This is a genomic window from Salinicola endophyticus (genome assembly GCF_003206575.1).
Classification (GTDB): domain Bacteria; phylum Pseudomonadota; class Gammaproteobacteria; order Pseudomonadales; family Halomonadaceae; genus Salinicola; species Salinicola endophyticus.
The window spans coordinates 18835-38033 of record NZ_PZJO01000002.1; the positions used below are offsets into that span (position 1 = coordinate 18835).

At 64.6% G+C, this 19199-nt stretch carries 17 protein-coding genes; 13 read left to right on the plus strand and 4 right to left on the minus strand.

The annotated features are described in order from the left end of the window. Nucleotides 1-131: 131 nt before the first annotated feature. The 10 genes from DOM66_RS02670 (at nt 132) to DOM66_RS02715 (ending at nt 9414) form a co-directional block, all read left to right on the plus strand. On the plus strand, nt 132-1025 hold the full coding sequence (locus DOM66_RS02670; protein WP_110677953.1) for an OmpA family protein: 894 nt from the start codon (nt 132-134) through the stop codon (nt 1023-1025). A gap of 316 nt (nt 1026-1341) precedes the next feature. Then, on the plus strand, nt 1342-3252 hold the full coding sequence (gene thrS / locus DOM66_RS02675) for a threonine--tRNA ligase (RefSeq protein ID WP_110689179.1): 1911 nt from the start codon (nt 1342-1344) through the stop codon (nt 3250-3252). Nucleotides 3253-3286: 34 nt separating this feature from the next. After that, the gene (infC, locus tag DOM66_RS02680) at nt 3287-3826 is read left to right on the plus strand and encodes a translation initiation factor IF-3 (protein WP_110677949.1); all 540 of its coding nucleotides are present in this window, start codon (nt 3287-3289) and stop codon (nt 3824-3826) included. A gap of 85 nt (nt 3827-3911) precedes the next feature. Further along, complete coding sequence (rpmI, locus tag DOM66_RS02685) at nt 3912-4106, plus strand: 50S ribosomal protein L35 (protein WP_035470931.1); 195 nt, start codon at nt 3912-3914, stop codon at nt 4104-4106. Between the two features lie 39 nt (nt 4107-4145). Continuing rightward, the gene (gene rplT / locus DOM66_RS02690) at nt 4146-4496 is read left to right on the plus strand and encodes a 50S ribosomal protein L20 (protein WP_110677947.1); all 351 of its coding nucleotides are present in this window, start codon (nt 4146-4148) and stop codon (nt 4494-4496) included. A 157-nt stretch (nt 4497-4653) separates the two neighbouring features. Then, entirely contained in the window at nt 4654-5673 is a 1020-nt protein-coding gene (gene pheS, locus DOM66_RS02695) for a phenylalanine--tRNA ligase subunit alpha (RefSeq protein WP_110689180.1), read from the plus strand. Between the two features lie 27 nt (nt 5674-5700). After that, nucleotides 5701-8082 (plus strand): phenylalanine--tRNA ligase subunit beta, encoded by a 2382-nt coding sequence (gene pheT, locus DOM66_RS02700; RefSeq protein ID WP_110689181.1) that lies wholly within the window; start codon nt 5701-5703, stop codon nt 8080-8082. A 27-nt stretch (nt 8083-8109) separates the two neighbouring features. After that, complete coding sequence (ihfA, locus tag DOM66_RS02705) at nt 8110-8418, plus strand: integration host factor subunit alpha (RefSeq protein ID WP_035470927.1); 309 nt, start codon at nt 8110-8112, stop codon at nt 8416-8418. Between the two features lie 157 nt (nt 8419-8575). Next, nucleotides 8576-9037 (plus strand): flavodoxin domain-containing protein, encoded by a 462-nt coding sequence (locus DOM66_RS02710; RefSeq protein WP_110677941.1) that lies wholly within the window; start codon nt 8576-8578, stop codon nt 9035-9037. Continuing rightward, a complete protein-coding gene (locus DOM66_RS02715) occupies nt 9034-9414 on the plus strand; it encodes a hypothetical protein (RefSeq protein ID WP_110689182.1) in 381 nt (126 codons plus the stop codon). The genes DOM66_RS02710 and DOM66_RS02715 overlap by 4 nt, the downstream gene beginning before the upstream one ends. 118 nt (nt 9415-9532) lie before the next feature. On the opposite strand, the gene ppnN is transcribed toward DOM66_RS02715, so the two are convergent. Next, nucleotides 9533-10906 carry a nucleotide 5'-monophosphate nucleosidase PpnN gene (ppnN, locus tag DOM66_RS02720; RefSeq protein ID WP_110677937.1) on the minus strand — a complete coding sequence of 458 codons (1374 nt, stop codon included), beginning with the start codon at nt 10904-10906 and terminating at the stop codon, nt 9533-9535. Nucleotides 10907-10954: 48 nt separating this feature from the next. Next, nucleotides 10955-11242, minus strand: a complete 288-nt coding sequence (locus tag DOM66_RS02725; protein WP_110689183.1) for a YfcL family protein — start codon at nt 11240-11242, stop codon at nt 10955-10957. A gap of 212 nt (nt 11243-11454) precedes the next feature. On the opposite strand from DOM66_RS02725, the gene DOM66_RS02730 reads away from it, so the two are divergent. Then, entirely contained in the window at nt 11455-12375 is a 921-nt protein-coding gene (locus DOM66_RS02730) for a LysR family transcriptional regulator (protein WP_110677933.1), read from the plus strand. A gap of 159 nt (nt 12376-12534) precedes the next feature. Here DOM66_RS02730 and gcvP read toward each other — a convergent pair whose 3' ends face one another. Together gcvP and gcvH are read right to left on the minus strand one after the other, a co-directional pair. Further along, a complete protein-coding gene (gene gcvP, locus DOM66_RS02735; protein ID WP_110689184.1) occupies nt 12535-15438 on the minus strand; it encodes an aminomethyl-transferring glycine dehydrogenase in 2904 nt (967 codons plus the stop codon). A 78-nt stretch (nt 15439-15516) separates the two neighbouring features. Then, nucleotides 15517-15921 (minus strand): glycine cleavage system protein GcvH, encoded by a 405-nt coding sequence (gene gcvH, locus DOM66_RS02740; RefSeq protein ID WP_110677929.1) that lies wholly within the window; start codon nt 15919-15921, stop codon nt 15517-15519. Between the two features lie 588 nt (nt 15922-16509). Here gcvH and DOM66_RS02745 point away from each other — a divergent pair. Beyond that, the gene (locus tag DOM66_RS02745; RefSeq protein ID WP_110677927.1) at nt 16510-17898 is read left to right on the plus strand and encodes an alanine/glycine:cation symporter family protein; all 1389 of its coding nucleotides are present in this window, start codon (nt 16510-16512) and stop codon (nt 17896-17898) included. 77 nt (nt 17899-17975) lie between these two features. Next, nucleotides 17976-19085 (plus strand): glycine cleavage system aminomethyltransferase GcvT, encoded by a 1110-nt coding sequence (gcvT, locus tag DOM66_RS02750; protein ID WP_110689185.1) that lies wholly within the window; start codon nt 17976-17978, stop codon nt 19083-19085. The last annotated feature ends 114 nt before the right edge of the window (nt 19086-19199 follow it).

Consider the following 19199-nt stretch of genomic DNA (forward strand, 5'->3'; position numbering starts at 1 on the left):
GTTTCCATCGCGAGAGATTTCTTTGTCGTTGAGGGAGGGGAATGACTTTCTCCCAACGAATTCGGCTTCTATACTCGAAGCCGCTGGGTAACGCCCGTTACGACTAGCGCTGTGTTAAGAAGGAGTCTTACATGAAAAAATCAACGACTGGCCTGCTGCTGGGCTCTGCTCTGGTAGTCGGTCTTTCTGGTTGTGCCAGTTCTGGCATGGAGTCCACCGGTAGCTCTTCCGATCAGGCGTGGTACAACTCGCCGTTCGTATGCGGCATCGCTGGCGGTCTGATCGGCGGTGGTCTGGGCTACGCAACCAGCGGTAGTTCCGACGAAGACACTGGCGCAGCCGTGGGCGGCGTTGCCGGTGCGACTGCTGGTGCTCTGCTGTGTGCCGACTACTCCTCCAACGTCGTCGACAGCGACGGTGATGGCGTGCCGGACGATCGCGACCAGTGCCCGAACACCCCGGCTGGTGTCGCGGTTGACGCGGTAGGTTGCCCGCTCGACACCGACGGTGACGGCGTACCGGACTACATGGACCAGTGCCCGGGTACCCCGGCTGGCGTCGAAGTCAACGCCCAGGGCTGCCCGCTGGATTCCGACGGTGACGGCGTGCCGGACTACCAGGACCAGTGCCCGAACACCCCGGCCGGCGCCAAGGTCAACTCTCTGGGTTGTGAAGAGAGCGTGATCCTGCGTGACGTCAACTTCAAGTTCGATTCCGCTGAGCTCACGCCGAAGGCCGAGTCGATCCTGAACGGCATCTCCGACAAGCTGATGGCCAGCTCCAACACCAACGCCCAGCTGCGTATCCGTCTCGACGGCTATACTGACTCCGTGGGTCCGGCTGACTACAACCAGAAGCTGTCCCAGCGTCGCGCTGACTCCGTCAAGGCGTACCTGGTCAACAAGGGCTTCAATGCTGACAACATCATGACCTACGGTCACGGTGAGAGCGATCCGATCGCCAGCAACGACACCGCTGAAGGTCGTGCCCAGAACCGTCGCGTCGAACTGGACGAGTGGAAGTAAGCTCGCACTAGATCGATGTGATCAAGAGGGCGCCTTCGGGCGCCCTCTGTCGTTGTGGGGCGGTTGTGACGCTCCCTGCGGCTATCGCTCCCACCGTACCTGCCTCGGACGATAGCGTAATCGATGGCATCGCTCCCCCGGCGCTGCTACGCTAGTGCCCCCAAACTCGCCACACGGCGATATCGTCAAGTCGACGCCTGTTTCCGCCGAGCATCGGCCTGCCCGTATGCGGGCTGATCGTGGATAACGGCGTCACCGTATCGAACCGTTCACGTGGTCCTTGGTGTGGACCACCACTGAACATAAGGATGTCTTCATGCCTATTGTCACGCTGCCCGACGGCAGCCAGAGAACCTTCGAGAACCCCTTGAGCATCATGGCGCTGGCCGAGTCCATCGGGCCGGGTCTGGCCAAGGCGTGTATCGCCGGCAAGATCGATGGTGTCGAGGTCGATGCTGCGGATCTGATCGAACACGATGCCGAGGTCGCCATCATCACCGCGCGCGATCCGGAGGGGGTGGCGATCATCCGCCACTCCTGCGCCCACCTGATGGGGCATGCGATCAAGCAGCTCTATCCGGCAGCCAAGATGGCGATCGGGCCGGTCATCGAAGACGGCTTCTATTACGACATCGATTTTGGCGAGTCGATCTCGTCGGAGGATCTGGAGCAGATCGAGGCGCGCATGAAGGCGCTGATCGACCAGGATTACGACGTCGTGCGCGAGTACGTCGACAAGGCTCAGGCGCTGGCGACCTTCGTCTCCCGCGATGAGCCATACAAGCAGGAGATCGTCGAGGGTATTCCCGATGGCGAGACGATTCGTCTCTACCATCACCAGGAGTACATCGACATGTGCCGGGGGCCTCACGTGCCCAATACGCGGCACCTCAAGGCGTTCAAGCTGACCAAGCTGGCCGGCGCCTACTGGCGGGGAGACTCCGCCAATCCCATGCTGACCCGTATCTACGGCACCGCCTGGGCCGACAAGAAAGCGCTCAAGGCCTATCTGCAGCGGCTGGAGGAGGCCGAGAAGCGCGATCACCGCAAGCTGGCGCGGCGCTTCGACTTCTTTCACATGCAGGAAGAGGCGCCCGGCATGGTGTTCTGGCACCCCCGCGGCTGGACCCTGTGGCAGGTTGTCGAGCAGTACATGCGCCAGGTCTATAAAAGCGGCGGCTATCAGGAGATCAAGTGTCCCCAGGTGATGGACGTGTCGCTATGGAAGAAGTCCGGGCACTGGGACAACTACGCCGAGAACATGTTCTTCACCGAGTCGGAGAAGCGCGAATATGCGCTCAAGCCGATGAACTGCCCAGGCCATGTCCAGGTCTTCAACTCGGGGCTGCGCAGCTATCGCGAGCTGCCGATCCGTTACGGCGAGTTCGGTGGCTGCCATCGTAACGAGCCTTCCGGCGCGCTGCACGGTATCATGCGTGTGCGGGCCTTCACCCAGGACGACGGTCACGTCTTCTGTACCCCGGAGCAGATCGAGCCCGAGGTGACCGCCTTCCATCGTCAGGCGCTCCAGGTCTATGCAGACTTCGGCTTCGACGACATTGCAGTGAAGATCGCGTTGCGTCCGGACAAGCGCCTGGGCAGTGACGAGACCTGGGATCGGGCGGAAGGTGCGCTGCGTGCCGCGCTCGCCAACTGTGACGTCGAATGGCAGGAGTTGCCCGGCGAAGGTGCTTTCTATGGTCCCAAGATCGAGTACCATATGAAGGACTGCCTGGGTCGCGAGTGGCAGGTCGGCACCATGCAGGTCGATTTCATGATGCCCGGCCGCCTCGGCGCCCAGTATGTGGCCGAGGATGGCTCGCGCCAGACCCCGGTCATGCTGCACCGTGCCATCGTCGGCTCGATGGAGCGCTTCGTGGGCATCCTGATCGAGCACTATGCCGGTGCCTTGCCGCTGTGGCTGGCGCCGGTCCAGGCGGTGGTGTTGAACATCACCGATGCACAGCGCGAATATGCCGAAAATCTCCTGAAGCGCTTGCGTGAAGCGGGCTTCCGCGTCGAAGCGGACTTGAGGAATGAGAAGATCGGCTTTAAAATTCGCGAACATACGCTGCAGAAGATCCCTTATCTGCTGGTTGTCGGAGATAAGGAAGTCGAATCGGGTGCCGTTGCCGTGCGTACTCGGTCCGGCGAGGATCTGGGCTCCCTGTCGGTAGAGGCGCTGCTGGCGCAGCTCGAGCAGGCAGGCAAGCCGGATCAGCACTGAGCAGCAACGTGAATCGCCAAACGGAGATCTAACGATCAAGCGTAATAATCAGCGCGGGCGTCCTCAGGAAAAGCGCGCGCCCATCAATGACCGTATTCGTGCAGACGAAGTTCGCCTTATCGATGCCGAGGGTGAGCAGGTGGGAGTCGTTCCCATGCAAGAGGCGTTGGAACGTGCCGAGGAAGCCGGTATGGACCTCGTGCAGATTTCCAATGCCGACCCCATCGTCTGCAAGATCATGGACTACGGTAAATTCCTCTTCGAGCAGAAGAAGCAGAAATCCGCTCAGAAGAAGAAGACCAAGCAGATTCAGGTCAAGGAAGTCAAATTCCGGCCTGGCACGGACGAGGGTGACTATCAGGTGAAGCTCAAGAACCTGATACGTTTCCTCGAAGGTGGCGACAAGGGCAAGGTCACGCTCCGCTTCCGCGGTCGCGAGATGGCGCACCAGGACATCGGTCGTCGACTGATGGAACGGATCGCCGGCGATCTCGAGGAGATGGCCACTGTCGAATCCTTCCCCAAGATGGAAGGCCGGCAGATGATCATGATCCTTGCGCCCAAGAAGAAGTGATCCGCGGGCAAGTCGAACGGGGTGTGGCGCCAGTGCCACGCCCGGCCTCGGGTTTTCTAAAGAAATCGGATCGGAGTTTCTACTCATGCCGAAAATCAAGAGCAACAGCGGCGCTGCCAAGCGCTTCAAGAAGACCGCCAATGGCTTCAAGCACAAGCAGTCTTTCCGTAGTCACATCCTGACCAAGAAGTCCACCAAGCGTAAGCGTCAGCTGCGCGGTATGAAGCAGGTTCACGCTGCCGACAAGCAGCTCGTGGCCCGCATGCTGCCGAACCTCTGAGCCCCTTTGGTCGACCTTTTTTAACGTCAGGAGAGTACTATGTCTCGCGTCAAGCGTGGTGTCGTCGCACGTCGTCGTCACAAGAAGATCATGAAGCAGGCCAAGGGCTACTATGGTGCGCGTTCGCGCGTCTTCCGCGTAGCCAAGCAGGCGGTCATCAAAGCCGGTCAGTACGCCTATCGTGACCGTCGTCAGCGCAAGCGTCAGTTCCGCGCGCTGTGGATCACCCGTATCAATGCGGCGGCACGCAACAACGGCATGTCCTACAGCCGTTTCGTCGCCGGCCTCAAGCAGGCGGGTATCGAGATCGACCGCAAGGTGCTGGCCGATCTGGCCGTTCACGAGAAAGCCGCTTTTACGGCGCTCGTCGAGAAAGCCAAGGCTGCATAAGCCGGTCATCCTCGGCCCCTAGCGGGTCGTGGTAGTCACGTGACCGATCCAGGGGAAGGGCAGCCGCTCTTCCCCTGTTTTTTTCCCATACCCTGTTTTTGAGTGCACCGCGGCAGCGACACGCGGTGCGTCACGAGAGACAAGCGGAGCTCGACGGATGGATCATCTTCCTGCCCTGGTCAACGAGGCGAGCGCGGCCATCGCCGCCGCCGAGGACGCCCAGGCTCTGGATCAGGTGCGCGTGCGCTACCTGGGCAAGAAAGGCGAGATCACGGCGCTGCTGAAGGGGCTCGGTCATCTGCCCCCGGAGGAGAGACCGGCTGCCGGCGAGCGCATCAACGAGGCGAAGCAGGCGCTGCAGCAGGAGCTGGAGCAGCGTCGTCAGGCGCTGGAGCAGGCGGCGCTGACGGCGCAGCTGGACGCCGAGCGCATCGACGTCACCCTGCCCGGGCGCGGCGAGACCAATGGTGGCCTGCACCCGGTGACTCAGACGCTGGAGCGTATCGAGGCGCTGTTCCAGCACATCGGATTCGATGTCGCCGTGGGCCCCGAGATCGAGGATGACTTCCATAACTTCGAGGCGCTCAACATCCCGGCCCACCATCCGGCGCGAGGCATGGCGGATACCTTCTACTTCGACGCCACGCGGCTGTTGCGCACCCATACCTCCCCGGTCCAGGTGCGTACCATGCAGGCGCAGGAGCCGCCGATCCGTATCGTCTGCCCGGGGCGCGTCTACCGCAGCGACTCCGATCTGACCCATACGCCGATGTTCCACCAGGTCGAGGGGTTGCTGGTCGACGAAGGGGTCTGCTTCGCCGACCTCAAGGGCACCATCGCCGACTTCCTGCAGGCTTTCTTCGAGCGTGACGATCTGCAGGTCCGCTTCCGGCCCTCCTACTTCCCGTTCACCGAGCCTTCCGCCGAGGTCGATATCCAGTGCGTGATGTGCCGTGGCGAGGGTTGCCGGGTCTGCTCCCACAGCGGTTGGCTGGAGGTGATGGGCTGCGGGATGGTGCATCCTGAGGTGTTCCGCCACGCTGGCATCGATGCCAGCCGTTTCACCGGCTTCGCCTTCGGCATGGGGGCGGAGCGTCTGGCGATGCTGCGCTATGGCGTCAACGATCTACGCCTGTTCTTCGACAACGATCTGCGATTCCTGCGCCAGTTCAACTGAGTTCTTCGCCAGTCAAGGAGTATCAAGATGAAGTTTTCCGAAGCGTGGCTGCGCGAGTGGGTTTCTCCTCAGCTCGATACCCAGGCCCTGGCGGACGCCATCACCATGGCCGGCCTGGAGGTCGATGCGATCGAGCCGGTCGGCGCAGTGTTCGCAGGGGTGGTGGTCGCGGAAGTGGTGGCCAAGGCGCCGCATCCGGACGCCGACAAGCTCAATGTCTGCCAGGTTCAGGATGGCAGCGGCGAGCCGGTTCAGGTGGTGTGCGGTGCGCCCAATGTCGCCGTCGGCCAGAAAGTGCCGTTTGCCCGGGTCGGTGCGGTGCTGCCCGAGGATTTCAAGATCAAGCGCGCCAAGCTGCGCGGCGTCGAGTCCCATGGCATGATCTGCTCCGCCTCCGAACTGGGGCTGGAGGAGGGGCACTCCGAGGGGATCTACGTGCTGCCCTCGAATGCGCCGGTCGGGGCGGACTTCCGCGCCTGGATGACCCTAGACGACAGCACCATCGACGTCGATCTGACCCCCAACCGCGGCGACTGTCTCAGCCTGCGCGGTATTGCCCGTGAAGTCGGCTGCGTCACCGCGACCCGGGTGGTGGAGCCGAACATCGCGCCGGTGGTGGCGCGCAGCAATGCCCAGTTCCCGATCGCGGTGAGCGACGAGGCGGGCTGCCCGCGCTATCTCGGCCGGGTGATCCGCGACGTCGACCTGAGTGCACCGACGCCGCTGTGGATGCGTGAGCGGCTGCGCCGCAGTGGCATCCGCAGCATCGACCCGGCAGTCGACGTCACCAACTACGTGATGCTCGAACTGGGTCAGCCGATGCACGCCTTCGATCTCGACGTGCTCGAAGGGGGCATCGAGGTGCGCCGGGCCCACGACGGCGAGCGACTGACCCTGCTCGACGGCCAGGAAGTCGTGCTGGATGGCACTACCCTGGTGATCGCGGATCAGGCCAAGGCGCTGGCGATCGCCGGCGTCATGGGGGGCGAGGATAGCGGCGTCGGTGCCAACACCCGCCACCTGTTTCTCGAAGCCGCCTTCTTCGCGCCGCTCGGCGTAGCGGGCAAGGCGCGTCAGTTCGGCCTGCACACCGACGCTTCCCACCGCTTCGAGCGCGGCGTCGATCCGGACATCACACGTCCGGCAATGGAGCGCGCCACCGAGCTGCTGCTGGCGATCGTCGGCGGTACGCCGGGGCCGATCTCCGAGGTGCGCAAGCCGACCCATCTGCCCCAGCGCGGCGATGTCGCGCTGAGTCGCGAGCGCCTCGCCGCCTGCCTCGACGTGCGCCTGCCCGATGAGGAGATCCAGCGTATCTTCCGCGGCCTGGGCATGACCGCATCGGCGCCCGGCGACCGCTGGCGGGTGCAGATTCCGAGCTGGCGCTTCGACATCGCCATCGAGGAGGATTTGATCGAGGAGCTGGCACGCGTCCACGGCTACAACCGACTGCCCGTGCGGCGGCCCCAGGCGCGGCTGAGCCTGAAGTCGGCCGACGAGGCGCTGCAGCCGCTGCGCCGGGTGCGCCGCCACCTGGTCTCGCGTGGCTATCAGGAGGCGGTGACCTACAGCTTCGTCTCCCCCGAGCTGCAGTCGCTGCTGCTGCCGGAAGCGGTGTCGCCGACCCTGGCCAACCCCATCTCCAGCGACATGTCGGTGATGCGTCACAGCCTCTTCCCGGGGCTGCTCAAGGCGCTGATGCACAACCTCAATCGCCAGCAGCAGCGGGTGCGCCTGTTCGAGACTGGCCTGGTGTTCCAGGGTGAGCTCGACGCGCTGGTGCAGACGCCGATGATCGGCGGGCTGGTGTGTGGTAGCCGCGACGTGGAGGGCTGGGCCGCGGGGCGTGAGAGCGTCGACTTCTTCGACCTCAAGGGCGATCTCGAGAGCCTGCTGGCGCTGAGCGGCTGCGCCGACGAGTGGCAGTTCGTCGCCGCCAGTCACCCCGCGCTGCACCCGGGGCGAACCGCCCAGCTCTATCGTGGAGGCCAGGCCCAGGGCTGGATCGGGGCGCTGCACCCGTCGATCCGGTCGCAGCTGGGCATCAAGCCGGAGGTCTATCTCTTCGAAGTCGCTCAACAGGCGGTGCTCGAGGGGCGGATCGCGGCCTTCCAGCCGCTGTCGCGCTACCCCGAGGTGCGCCGGGATCTGGCTTTCGTGGTCGATGCCGAAGTGGGCGTGGCACCGCTGCTGGAAGCGATCCGCGCGCGTGCCGGCGAGTGGCTCACCCAGTGGCAGCTGTTCGATGTCTATCAGGGGCAGGGGGTGGCCGAAGGGCACAAGAGCATCGCCCTGGGCTTGACCTGGCAGCATCCTTCGCGCACTCTCAATGACGATGAAATCAATCAGTTAATTGCAGCCGTGGTGGACGAAGCCGAGTCCCGCTTCGGCGCCAGGCTGCGCAGTTGATCTGTCGTCCTGTGCGAAGGAGCGATCATGGGAGCGCTGACCAAGGCTGAACTCGCCGAGCACCTGCACACGGAGCTCGGCTTCTCCAAGCGGGAAGCCAAGTACATGGTGGAGACGTTCTTCGAGGAGATTCGCGGCTGCCTACGCGAGAACGAGCAGGTGAAGCTGTCGGGGTTCGGCAATTTCGACCTGCGGGACAAGCGCGAGCGGCCGGGACGCAATCCGAAGACGGGTGAGGAGATACCGATCTCCGCCCGGCGCGTGGTCACCTTTCGACCCGGGCAAAAGCTGAAGGCCAAGGTCGAGAGCTTCGACGGCGAGCTGCAGGACCCCTGAGCGCGACCCGCACATCCAAGACCGCCTGCCGNNCGGCAGGCGGTCTTGCGTTGGGCCGGCGCCGGATGAGCCGCCCCGGGCGGGTGTGCTAAGCTCGCGCCCACGGCGGGCGGCGGCCGTTCGCCCGTGCTTTTCACCCACTCTAGACCGAACCCATATGCCCAGACTGAAGATCTACGTAGGAACCGTCTACGGCGGCGCGCTCGATGTCGCCGAGCAAATCTCGCCGCTGTTCGAGCAGGCCGGCTACGAGGTCGCCGTGATCGAGCAGCCGACGCTGGCCGACCTGGTCGACGACCGCCCCGATCTGGCGCTGTTCTGCCTCTCGACCACCGGCAGCGGGGATTTTCCCGGCGATTTCGTGGCTTTCGTGCGTGCCCTCAAGGAGACGCCGCCGACGCTGAACGGGCTGCGCTACGGCCTGATCGCGCTGGGTGACAGCTCCTATGGCGACACCTTTTGCGGCTCGGGCCGGGCACTCGATGAGATCCTGGCCGATCTCGGCGCGCAGCGGCTGGGCGAGCGGCTGGAGATCGATGCCATGGAGACCTTCATGGCGGATGACGCCGCGCTGCCATGGGCCGAGGCGTGGATCGCCGAGCAGGGGCTGGGCGCATGAGTGACAGCCCGACCTCGGCGCGGGCGCTGACCGCGACCCGCTTCAGCACGCTGCTGGGCCTGTGGCTGGTGATGCTGCTCTCGTTGCCGCGCTATTGGCTGCTGGGTGACCAGACCCGTCTGGTCCTGCTGGGTGCCTTCGTGGTGGCGGTGAGCGTGGCGCTGGCGGCGGTCTGGCGGCTGATGTCAGCGGCAGAGCGCGGCCGCTGCCCGCGGGCCATACGCCACCTGCTGATCTGTCTGGTGGTGGCGCTGGTGGTGGTGGCCGCCTGGCATCTGCTGAGCGGAACCGGCGTGGTCTGGGCAATGACGCTCTCCCAGGGCATGGCGCTGGGGCTGGTGCTGCACGTGGTGCTGCGGCTATGGCGGCGCCGCTGAAGGCCGAGTGAGACAGCGCAGGCTCAGCGCTGATACCCAAAAGCCAACGGGCGACGGNNCCGTCGCCCGTTGGCGTTATGGCTCGCTGCCCGCGCGGTGTGCGTCGCGCAGGGCGGACTCAGTGTGGCGCGGCCAGCGTATAGCAAGGCACGTACTCGCTGCCCGGTAGCTTCATGCGCCCTTGGGCCACGAAGGAGGTGAGCAGGGTGTCGAGGCGCTCCATCAGCTCGGGTTCGGCATGCAGACGGAAGGGGCCGTGCTCGGCGATCGCGCGCACCCCCGGCTCCTTGACGTTGCCGGCGACGATGCCGGAAAACGCCCGGCGCAGGTTGGCGGCCAGCTCGTGGCGCGGCTGGTCACGATGCAGCGCCAGGTTCGCCATGGCCTGGTGGGTCGGCTCGAACGTCTGCTGGAAGCTGCGCTCGATGTTGAGACGCCAGTTGAAATAGAAGGCGTCGTTCTGAGTGCGGCGGAACTCGGCGACGTCGTCGATGCCGTGGCGCATCTCGCGGGCTACGCTGACCGGATCGTCGACGATGATGCGGTAGTGGCGACGCACCGACTCGCCCAGGGTATAGCAGAGGAACTCGTCGATGCGCTGGAAGTAGTCACTGGCGCTGGCCGGCCCGGTCAGGATCACCGGGAAGGGAATGTCGCGATTGTCCGGGTGCATCAGGATGCCGAGCAGGTAGAGGATCTCCTCGGCGGTGCCGACCCCGCCGGGGAATACCACGATGCCGTGACCCACGCGCACGAAGGCTTCGAGGCGCTTCTCGATGTCCGGCATGATCACCAGCTCGTTGACGATCGGATTGGGTGACTCCGCGGCGATGATGCCGGGTTCGGAGATACCCAGGTAGCGACCGCCACGCCGGCGCTGCTTGGCGTGGGCGAGATTGGCGCCTTTCATCGGGCCTTTCATCGCGCCGGGGCCGCAGCCGGTGCAGATGTCGAGTTCGCGCAGCCCCAGGTGGTAACCCACCGCCTTGGTGTAGTCGTACTCCTCGCGGCTGATCGAGTGGCCGCCCCAGCACACCACCAGACTCGGCTCGTGGGCGGTGCGCAGGGCGCTGGCGTTGCGCAGGATGTGGAACACCGCGTTGGTGGCGCCCTCGTTGGTATCGAGGTCGAAGCGAGGGTTGTTCTGGATCTCGTTGTAGACGTAGACGATGTCGCGCAGGACCGAGGAGAGTTGCTCACGGATACCGCGGATCATGCGGCCGTCGACGAAGGCGCAGGCCGGGGCGTTGGAGAGCTTCAGGCGGATACCACGATCCTGCTGCAGCACCTCGATGTCGAAGTCGTGATACGCCTGCATCACCGCCAGGCCATCGTCGGTCGGAGTGTCGCAATTGAGGATCGCCAGCGCACAGCGCCGCAGCAGGTCGTGGAGACCGCTACTGGAGGTGTCGCGCAGACGGTTGACTTCGGACTGGGAGAGAACCTCGAGGCTTCCTTCGGGGGAGACGATGGTGGAGAGCGTCTCGGGCATGGCCGTTTCCTTGCGCAGAAGTGCCCGCCGGGGCGGGCGACGTGGGGATTATTGGGGGGTACGGTCGATGGCGCTCTGCCACAGCGCGGCGATCTGTGCGCGATCGGCGTCGCTCATCCCGTCCTGGGCGAACGTGCTCTCGAGCCACTGCCAGTAGGTGGCATCGAAATCTTCCGCCACCACATCGGCAGGATCGTAGTCGGCCATCTCCTGGACCAGACCGATCTGCGGAATCATGTAGCCGAGGGCGAACAGGTCGTTCTCCGCGGCGTTCTCTTCCATCTCGAGCAGGGTGCGCTGGACGGCTTGGGCGCGTTGCGCGAAGGCATCTGACATAGGACTCTGAGCTATCCGAAAAAAGGGTCCAGGCATGCTAACACGGGTGCTGATGCGGCGCAGTGACGGCGGCGGCGGTGCGTCTCCGGGTATAAATTGCTATAATCGATGCAAGCCTGAGATAACAATGAAACGTTATCCAGCACCAGTAGAGCGACGTCTTGGCGTCCTTTGACTCCCTTCTGCCCTGCGTGAGTGAACCGCGTTTTTCCATGTTCAACGCCCAGTATTTTCGTACTTTCATGATGCTCGTCGAGACCGGCAGCTTCACCCAGACCGCAGGCAAGCTCGATATGACCCAGCCCGGGGTCAGCCAGCACGTGCGTAAGCTCGAGGAGTACCTCGGGCGCTCGCTGCTCAATCGCCAGGGGCGCAAATTCTCCCTCACCGATGCGGGCCGCCGCGCCTACGACTACGCGGTCAAGCTGTTCGCCGAGCACGAGTACTTCCGCCACTCGCTGGACGACGACTCCCCCGATAGCGGCGAGTGCCGTATCGCCTCTCCGGGCAGTGTGGGGCTGATGTTCTACCCGTTCCTGCTCGGCTATCAGCAGATGCACCCGGGGCTCACGGTCAACTACAGCTTCGCCTTCAATCAAGAGATCGCCGCCGACGTGCTGGCGGGGCGCTATGACGTGGGCATCGTCACCGAGGCGGGCAAGCAGCCGGATCTGCATTTCGAGGCATGGCATCAGGAGCCGTTATGCCTGGTGGTGCCGGCCGACTTCGCCGGTACTACCTTTGCGGAGCTGCAGGCGCTGGGCTTCGTCAACTATACCGATGGCAACACCAACGCCAGCCTGGTGCTGCGCAACAATTTCGGTGGCGAATTTCGCAGCATGACGCACTTTCCGCGCCAGGGATTCACCAATGAGGTGGGGCAAGTGCTGGATGCGGTCGCCCGCGGGCTGGGATTCACCGTGGTCTCGCGACCGGTGCTGGAAACCTCGCCATGGCAGCGCCAGGTCCGCGAGCTGCCGCTGGCGCAGCCGGTCTACGACACGCTTTATCTGGTCACCCGGGGTGACGTCGAGCTGCCCAAGCGTTATCGCCAACTGCTCGAGACCTTCCGCCAGCAGCGACTCAACTCGCTCTACGGCTACAGCGAGCTGCCGTCTCTGGAGGACGCCTGATAGGGAGGGGGCTAGCGAGAAGCGGTGTCTCGCTAGAAGAGAGGGGGCATAGCCCTACACCGGGTCGATGCGCTCCCCGGACAAGGCAACGGCCGCTCGATGAGCGGCCGTTGCTTTTTCACGCGTGGCTCTTATGCATCTGTCACTTTTGCGTGTATCTCAGACGGCGTCGCGGTAGGCATCCATCGGCGGGCAGCTGCAGATCAGGTTACGGTCGCCGAAGACGTTGTCGACCCGATTGACCGCCGGCCAGTACTTGGCCTCCCGGGATGCCTGGGAGGGGAAGGCGCCGAGTTCGCGGGAGTAGGCGCGTTCCCAATGGGCTTCTGCCAGGTCGGCCATGGTGTGGGGCGCCATCACCAGCGGGTTGTCATCCTTGGGCCAGGTGCCGCTCTCGACCTGGGCGATCTCTTCGCGAATCGCGATCATGGCGTCGCAGAAACGGTCGATCTCATAGCGCGACTCGGACTCGGTCGGCTCGACCATCAGCGTGCCCGCGACCGGGAAGGACATGGTCGGGGCGTGGAAGCCGTAATCCATCAGACGCTTGGCGATATCCTCCTCGCCGATCCCCGATGCCGCCTTGAGCGGACGGATGTCGAGAATGCACTCGTGGGCCACGGTGCCGTTGGCGCCCCGATAGAGCACCGGATAGTGATGCTCGAGCCGCTTGGCGATGTAGTTGGCGTTGAGGATCGCCAGCTCGGTTGCCTCGCGCAGCCCGCGGGCGCCCATCATCTTGATGTAGGCCCAGGAGATCGGCAGGATCGAGGCGCTGCCGAAGGCCGCTGCGGAGACCGCACCGGCAGCCGGGTCGATCGCTTCCTGCGGGGTCACCACGTGGTTGGGCAGATGGCGCGCCAGGTGCGCCTTGACTCCGATCGGGCCCATGCCTGGGCCACCGCCGCCATGGGGAATGCAGAACGTCTTGTGCAAATTGAGGTGCGAGACATCGCCGCCGTAGTCGCCGGGGCGGCAGAGGCCGACCTGGGCGTTCATGTTGGCGCCATCGATATAGACCTGGCCGCCGTGCTCATGGACGATGCGGCAAGCGTCACGGACGCTCTCCTCGAACACGCCGTGGGTGGAGGGGTAGGTGAGCATGATCGCGGAGAGGCGCTCGCTGTGCTTCTCCGCCTTGGCCTGCAGATCGCTCAGATCGATGTTGCCATCACGGTCACACTCCACCACCACTACCTGCATCTGCGCCATCGCTGCCGAGGCCGGGTTGGTACCATGGGCCGAGCTGGGGATCAGGCAGATATTGCGATGGCCCTCGCCGCTGGCCTGCTGATAGCGGCGAATCGCCACCAGGCCCGCGTATTCGCCCTGGGCCCCCGAGTTCGGCTGCATCGAAATGGCGTCATAGCCGGTGATCTCGACCAGGAAGTCGCTCAGTTCGGTGATCATCTGACGGTAGCCCGCGACCTGCTCGGCGGGCGCGAAGGGGTGGATATTGGCGAATTCGGGCCAGGTGATCGGGATCATCTCGCTGGTGGCGTTGAGCTTCATGGTGCACGAGCCCAGCGGGATCATCGCATGGGTCAGCGACAGGTCACGATTCTCCAGGCGCTTGAGGTAGCGCAGCATCTCTGTCTCGCTGCGGAAGCGCTGGAAGTTGGGATGGGTCAGGAAGTCGCTGTGGCGTGTCAGCGCAGCTGGAATGCCGGTGATCGCGTCGCGCTGGGCCTGGCGGTCGAGTTCGCTCACCGACAGGCCGTGCTCGTCGCCCAGCAGCACGTCGAACAGCGCCGCCAGATCGGCCGCGGTGGTGGTCTCGTTGAGACTCACGCCGACTTCGCCGTCGCTGGGGTAGCGCAGATTGATCTCGCGGGTCAGGGCGCGCCCCTGGATGCGGTGGCTGTCGACCCCGCACAGGGTCAGGGTGTCGAACCAGCTGTCGTGCTTGAGCGCGATACCGTGCTGAGCCAGGCCCGTCGCCAGCAGCGAGGTGAGGCGGTGGATGCGCGTGGCGATGGTACGCAGCCCCTCGGCACCGTGATAGGTGGCGTAGAAGCCGGCGATGTTGGCCAGCAGCGCCTGGGCGGTACAGATGTTGGAGGTCGCCTTCTCGCGCCGGATGTGCTGTTCACGGGTCTGCATCGCCATGCGCAGCGCGGGACGGCCACGGCTGTCCTTGGAGACACCGATCACCCGACCCGGCAGCGAGCGCTTGAGCGCTTCGCTGGCGGCGAAATAGGCCGCGTGCGGGCCGCCGTAGCCCATCGGGACGCCGAAGCGCTGGGAGTTGCCGAGTACGATGTCGGCGCCCATCTCGCCCGGCGGCTTGAGCAGCACCAGGCTCATGAGGTCGGCGGCGACGCAGGTCATGATCTGGCGTTCGCCGGCGGCCGCGATCAGCGCTTCGAGATCCGCAGGCACTTCACCATCGACCCCGGGGTACTGCAGCAGGGCCCCGAACACCTCCTCGTCGGCCAGACGCGCACGCGGGGCGACGACCAGTTCGAAGCCGAGATAGGCCGCCCGCGTGCGCAGCACGTCGAGGGTCTGCGGCAGCACGTCATCGGCGACGAAGAAGCGCTCGCTCTTGCTTTTCTTGTTGGCACGTCGGCACAGCGCCATCGCCTCGGCGGCGGCGGTCGCCTCGTCGAGCAGCGAGGCGTTGGCGATCGCCATGCCGGTCAGATCCATCACCATCTGCTGGAAGTTGAGCAGACCCTCGAGCCGCCCCTGGGCGATCTCCGGCTGGTACGGCGTGTAGGCGGTGTACCAGCCCGGGTTCTCGAGCACGTTGCGCTGGATCACCGGCGGCAGATGGGTGGGGTAGTAGCCTTGGCCGATATAGCTCTTGAACACCCGATTCTGGCGCGCCAGACCCTTGAGATAGTCGAGCGCCTCCGCTTCCCCCTTGGGGCCATCCAGCGCCAGCTCCCGGTTCAGGCGAATGCCCTGGGGCACGGTCTGCTCGATCAGCGTCGGCAGCGAGGTCATGCCGAGCGTCTTGAGCATCGCGGTGACATCTTCACCGTTCGGGCCGTTGTGGCGCTTGAGGAAATCGTCGTGGTTGGCCAGCTCGGCCAGGGTGCGGGTATCGGTAGGCATGGGGCGTCCAGCGGATCGGCGGTGGGAGAGAGAGGCCACCCGGCGGGGCGGGTGGCCGCGACTGGGCCTGGGGGCGGATCAGCCGTCCTGATCTTCCTCGGCGGCGACGAGATCGGCGTAGGCCTCGGCGGAGAGCAAGGACTCGAGTTCGGCCTGGTCGGCCAGCTTGAGCTTGAGGATCCAACCATCGCTGTAGGGCGAGTCGTTGACGGTCTCGGGGGCATCCTCGAGCGCTTCGTTGACTTCGAGAATCTCGCCGGCCAGGGGCGCATAGAGATCGGAGGCGGCCTTGACCGACTCGATGACACCGAATTCGTCGCCGGCATCGAGGCTCTTGCCCGGCTCGGGCAGTTCGACGAAGACGACGTCACCCAGCGCTTCCTGGGCGTGGTCGGTGATGCCGACAGTGACGCTGCCGTCGCCGTTATCCAGCACCCATTCGTGGCTATCGGTATAGAGCAGGTTGTTGGGGATATCGCTCATGAGGGTTTCCTATAAGAAACGTGTTTCGGCACAAGAGACTCTGGCGAGCATTATGCATCAATGTTTCGTCAATTGGCATAGGCTCGCGACCGCCACGGCCACGATCGCCGCCGCCACGCCCCTAGGTTGGGGTGAGAACGCGCCGACGTCCAGTGGCAACCGCCCGCTTGATGCGGGAGGCGCGCCACTGGCGGCTCGCGCAGGCCGCGCAGGTGGTGAAGGGGCGGGTGGGAAAGGCCGGAATCGCGCGGTACGAGCCAGGTTTGGCGCGCCTGGCGGGGGCAAGCCGTGTTCCTGATCGGAGTGCATGTTTCTTATCGGAAACACGAATGCTTTTCGCGCCAGGCCTTTTCGCATAAGGTTAGCGACATCCTCCGTGTCGTTGCTGCCGCGTCGCCCGATCCGCCATGGGTCTGATTGTGTAAGCGCAGCATAATCCTCTATCGTTGCGAGGTTTTTTCGACACAAGCGCCTAGGCTCTGTCCGAAAACTGCCTGCGTTCGCCGACTTTTCGTACAGACCTTGGGACGTTGCCTCACAGCTCGCCGTCGAGGCACTGGGCAATAACAATCTCAACAGGGGGTTGCCGTGGAACTTCTGACCAATATCTTCGGATCCATCAACGGGGTCGTCTGGGGCCCGTTGATGCTGATACTGCTGTTCGGGGTAGGTATCTACCTCCAGCTTGGCCTCAAGCTGCTGCCGATTCGCAAGCTCGGGCTCGGCTTCAGCTTGCTGTGGCAGGGCCGTCGGAGTGCCGACGATGACCGCAACGACGGCGAGATCTCACCGTTCAACGCGCTGATGACCGCCCTCTCGGCGACCATCGGTACCGGCAATATCGCCGGCGTGGCGACGGCGATCGCGCTCGGCGGCCCCGGGGCGGTGTTCTGGATGTGGCTTACTGCACTGGTCGGCATGGCGACCAAGTTCTCTGAGGCGGTGCTGGCGGTGCGCTATCGCGAGACCGACTCCCAGGGCAACCATGTCGGCGGGCCGATGTACTACATCCGTAACGGCCTCGGCCGGCGCTGGGCCTGGCTCGGCGGGCTGTTCGCCTTCTTCGGTGCGGTGGCGGCGTTCGGGATCGGCAATACGGTGCAGGCCAACTCGGTGGCGGATGCGCTGACCACCTCCTTCGGCGTGCCAGCGTGGCTGACCGGGGTGATCATCATGCTGCTAGCCGGGGCCGTGATCCTCGGGGGGATCAAACGTATCTCCCAGGTCGCGGGCAAGCTGGTGCCGCTGATGGCAGTGGCCTATGTGGTCTCGGGGCTGATCATACTCGTGATCAACGTCGACCAGATCGGCAGCGCCTTCGGCCTGATCTTCGACCACGCCTTCAATCCGATCGCCGCCACCGGCGGTTTCGCCGGCGCGGCCGTGGCGGCGGCGATCCGTTTCGGTGTCGCCCGCGGTATCTTCTCCAACGAGGCGGGCCTGGGCAGTGCGCCGATCGCCCACGCCGCGGCCCAGACCCGTAACCCGGTGCGCCAGGGGCTGATCGCGATGCTCGGCACCTTCATCGACACCCTGGTGGTGTGCACCATGACCGCGCTGGTGATTCTCACCTCGACCCACTGGCTGGATGGCGAGAGCGGCGCCGGCTTGACCTCGCTCTCCTTCGACAGTGCGCTGCCGGGGGTTGGCCAGCACGTGGTCGCCATCGCCCTGGCGGTCTTCGCCTTCACCACCATCCTCGGCTGGTCGTTCTACGGCGAGAAGTGCTTCCAGTACTTGTTCGGCGACAAGCCGATCATGCTCTATCGCATTGTCTTCGTGCTGGCAGTACCGGTGGGTGCCATGGCCAAGCTCGATTTCATCTGGCTGGTGGCGGATACCTTCAATGCCATGATGGCGATCCCCAACCTGATCGCGCTGGCACTGCTGTCACCGGTGGTGTTCAAGCTGACCCGCGATCACTTCGCCGGCAAGACGGTGCTGCCGGGCGAGGATCTCGAACGCCACCGCGACTGACGCCAAGGGTGGGCCGCTGTCTCGGGCAGCGGCCTCTCGGCGCAGTTTCCCTCTCGATTCGATCTGGAGAATCCCCCATGTCCGACCTCAAACAGACGCCGCTTCACGCCCTGCATCAGGAGCTGGGCGGCAAGATGGTGCCCTTCGCCGGCTACAGCATGCCGGTCCAGTTCCCCCTCGGGGTCAAGAAGGAGCACGAGCACACCCGCCACGCCTGCGGCCTGTTCGATGTCTCTCACATGGGCCAGGTGCGGGTGACGGGTCCGTCGCCGGCTCAGGCGATGGAGACGTTGGTGTGTGCGGATGTGGTGGGTATCCCTGAGGGCGGCCAGCGCTATGCGCTGTTCACCAGCAGCGAGGGAGGCATTCTCGACGACCTGATGATCGTCAACCACGGTGATTCGCTCTACGTGGTGGTCAACGCCGCCTGCAAGGATGAGGATGTGGCGCTGATGCGGGTCGGGCTGGACGCCGAGCACGAGGTCGAGGTGCTCGACCGCGCGCTGCTGGCGTTGCAGGGTCCGCAGGCGAGTCAGGTGATGGCGCGACTTTGTCCTGCAGCATGCGAACTCACCTTCATGCAGCACGGGCGCTTCGAGGTCGACGGCGACACCCTGTGGATCAGCCGCAGCGGCTATACCGGCGAAGATGGCTTCGAGATCTCGGTCGCCGCCGAGGCTGCCGAGAAGCTGGCGCGCTGGTGCCTGGCCCAGGCGGAGGTGGAGCCGATCGGTCTGGGGGCGCGCGATTCGTTGCGCCTGGAAGCGGGGCTGTGTCTCTACGGCCACGACATCGATGCCACCACCACACCGGTGGAGGCGAGTCTCTCCTGGGCGGTGGGCAAGGCGCGCCGGATCGGCGGCGAGCGCGAGGCGGGCTTCCCCGGGGCGGATGTCATCCTGCACCAGATGCAGGCCAAGGATCACCAGCGCAAGCGGATCGGGCTGGTCGGCGAAGGGCGGGCGCCGGTACGTGAGGGTAGTGCGCTCTACGACGCCGATGACAACGCCGTCGGCGAAGTCACCTCCGGCAGCTTCGGACCGAGTGTCGGCGCGCCGGTGGCCATGGCCTACGTCAAGGTCGAAGCGGCACAGTCCGATGCCATGCTGTACGCCGACGTGCGCGGCAAACGCCTGCCGATGCGCGTCAGCCGGATGCCGTTCGTCAAGGCCAACTATCAGCGCTGAGCGCTGCTGGTGAGACCGATTTCACGATCGCGATCGACAGGTTTATACCGTTATCTTTTCTGGCCTGGATAACGTCTCTGAGCCTCCCGCCCGGGAGGCTTTTTTGGGTTGCTC

Bases quoted from the DNA above. Each gene is read 5' to 3' on its own strand.
- DOM66_RS02670 (WP_110677953.1), top strand. From the start codon at position 132: ATGAAAAAATCAACGACTGGCCTGCTGCTGGGCTCTGCTCTGGTAGTC.
- thrS (WP_110689179.1), top strand. From the start codon at position 1,342: ATGCCTATTGTCACGCTGCCCGACGGCAGCCAGAGAACCTTCGAGAAC.
- rpmI (WP_035470931.1), top strand. From the start codon at position 3,912: ATGCCGAAAATCAAGAGCAACAGCGGCGCTGCCAAGCGCTTCAAGAAG.
- rplT (WP_110677947.1), top strand. From the start codon at position 4,146: ATGTCTCGCGTCAAGCGTGGTGTCGTCGCACGTCGTCGTCACAAGAAG.
- pheS (WP_110689180.1), top strand. From the start codon at position 4,654: ATGGATCATCTTCCTGCCCTGGTCAACGAGGCGAGCGCGGCCATCGCC.
- pheT (WP_110689181.1), top strand. From the start codon at position 5,701: ATGAAGTTTTCCGAAGCGTGGCTGCGCGAGTGGGTTTCTCCTCAGCTC.
- ihfA (WP_035470927.1), top strand. From the start codon at position 8,110: ATGGGAGCGCTGACCAAGGCTGAACTCGCCGAGCACCTGCACACGGAG.
- DOM66_RS02710 (WP_110677941.1), top strand. From the start codon at position 8,576: ATGCCCAGACTGAAGATCTACGTAGGAACCGTCTACGGCGGCGCGCTC.
- DOM66_RS02715 (WP_110689182.1), top strand. From the start codon at position 9,034: ATGAGTGACAGCCCGACCTCGGCGCGGGCGCTGACCGCGACCCGCTTC.
- ppnN (WP_110677937.1), bottom strand. From the start codon at position 10,906: ATGCCCGAGACGCTCTCCACCATCGTCTCCCCCGAAGGAAGCCTCGAG.
- DOM66_RS02725 (WP_110689183.1), bottom strand. From the start codon at position 11,242: ATGTCAGATGCCTTCGCGCAACGCGCCCAAGCCGTCCAGCGCACCCTG.
- DOM66_RS02730 (WP_110677933.1), top strand. From the start codon at position 11,455: ATGTTCAACGCCCAGTATTTTCGTACTTTCATGATGCTCGTCGAGACC.
- gcvP (WP_110689184.1), bottom strand. From the start codon at position 15,438: ATGCCTACCGATACCCGCACCCTGGCCGAGCTGGCCAACCACGACGAT.
- gcvH (WP_110677929.1), bottom strand. From the start codon at position 15,921: ATGAGCGATATCCCCAACAACCTGCTCTATACCGATAGCCACGAATGG.
- gcvT (WP_110689185.1), top strand. From the start codon at position 17,976: ATGTCCGACCTCAAACAGACGCCGCTTCACGCCCTGCATCAGGAGCTG.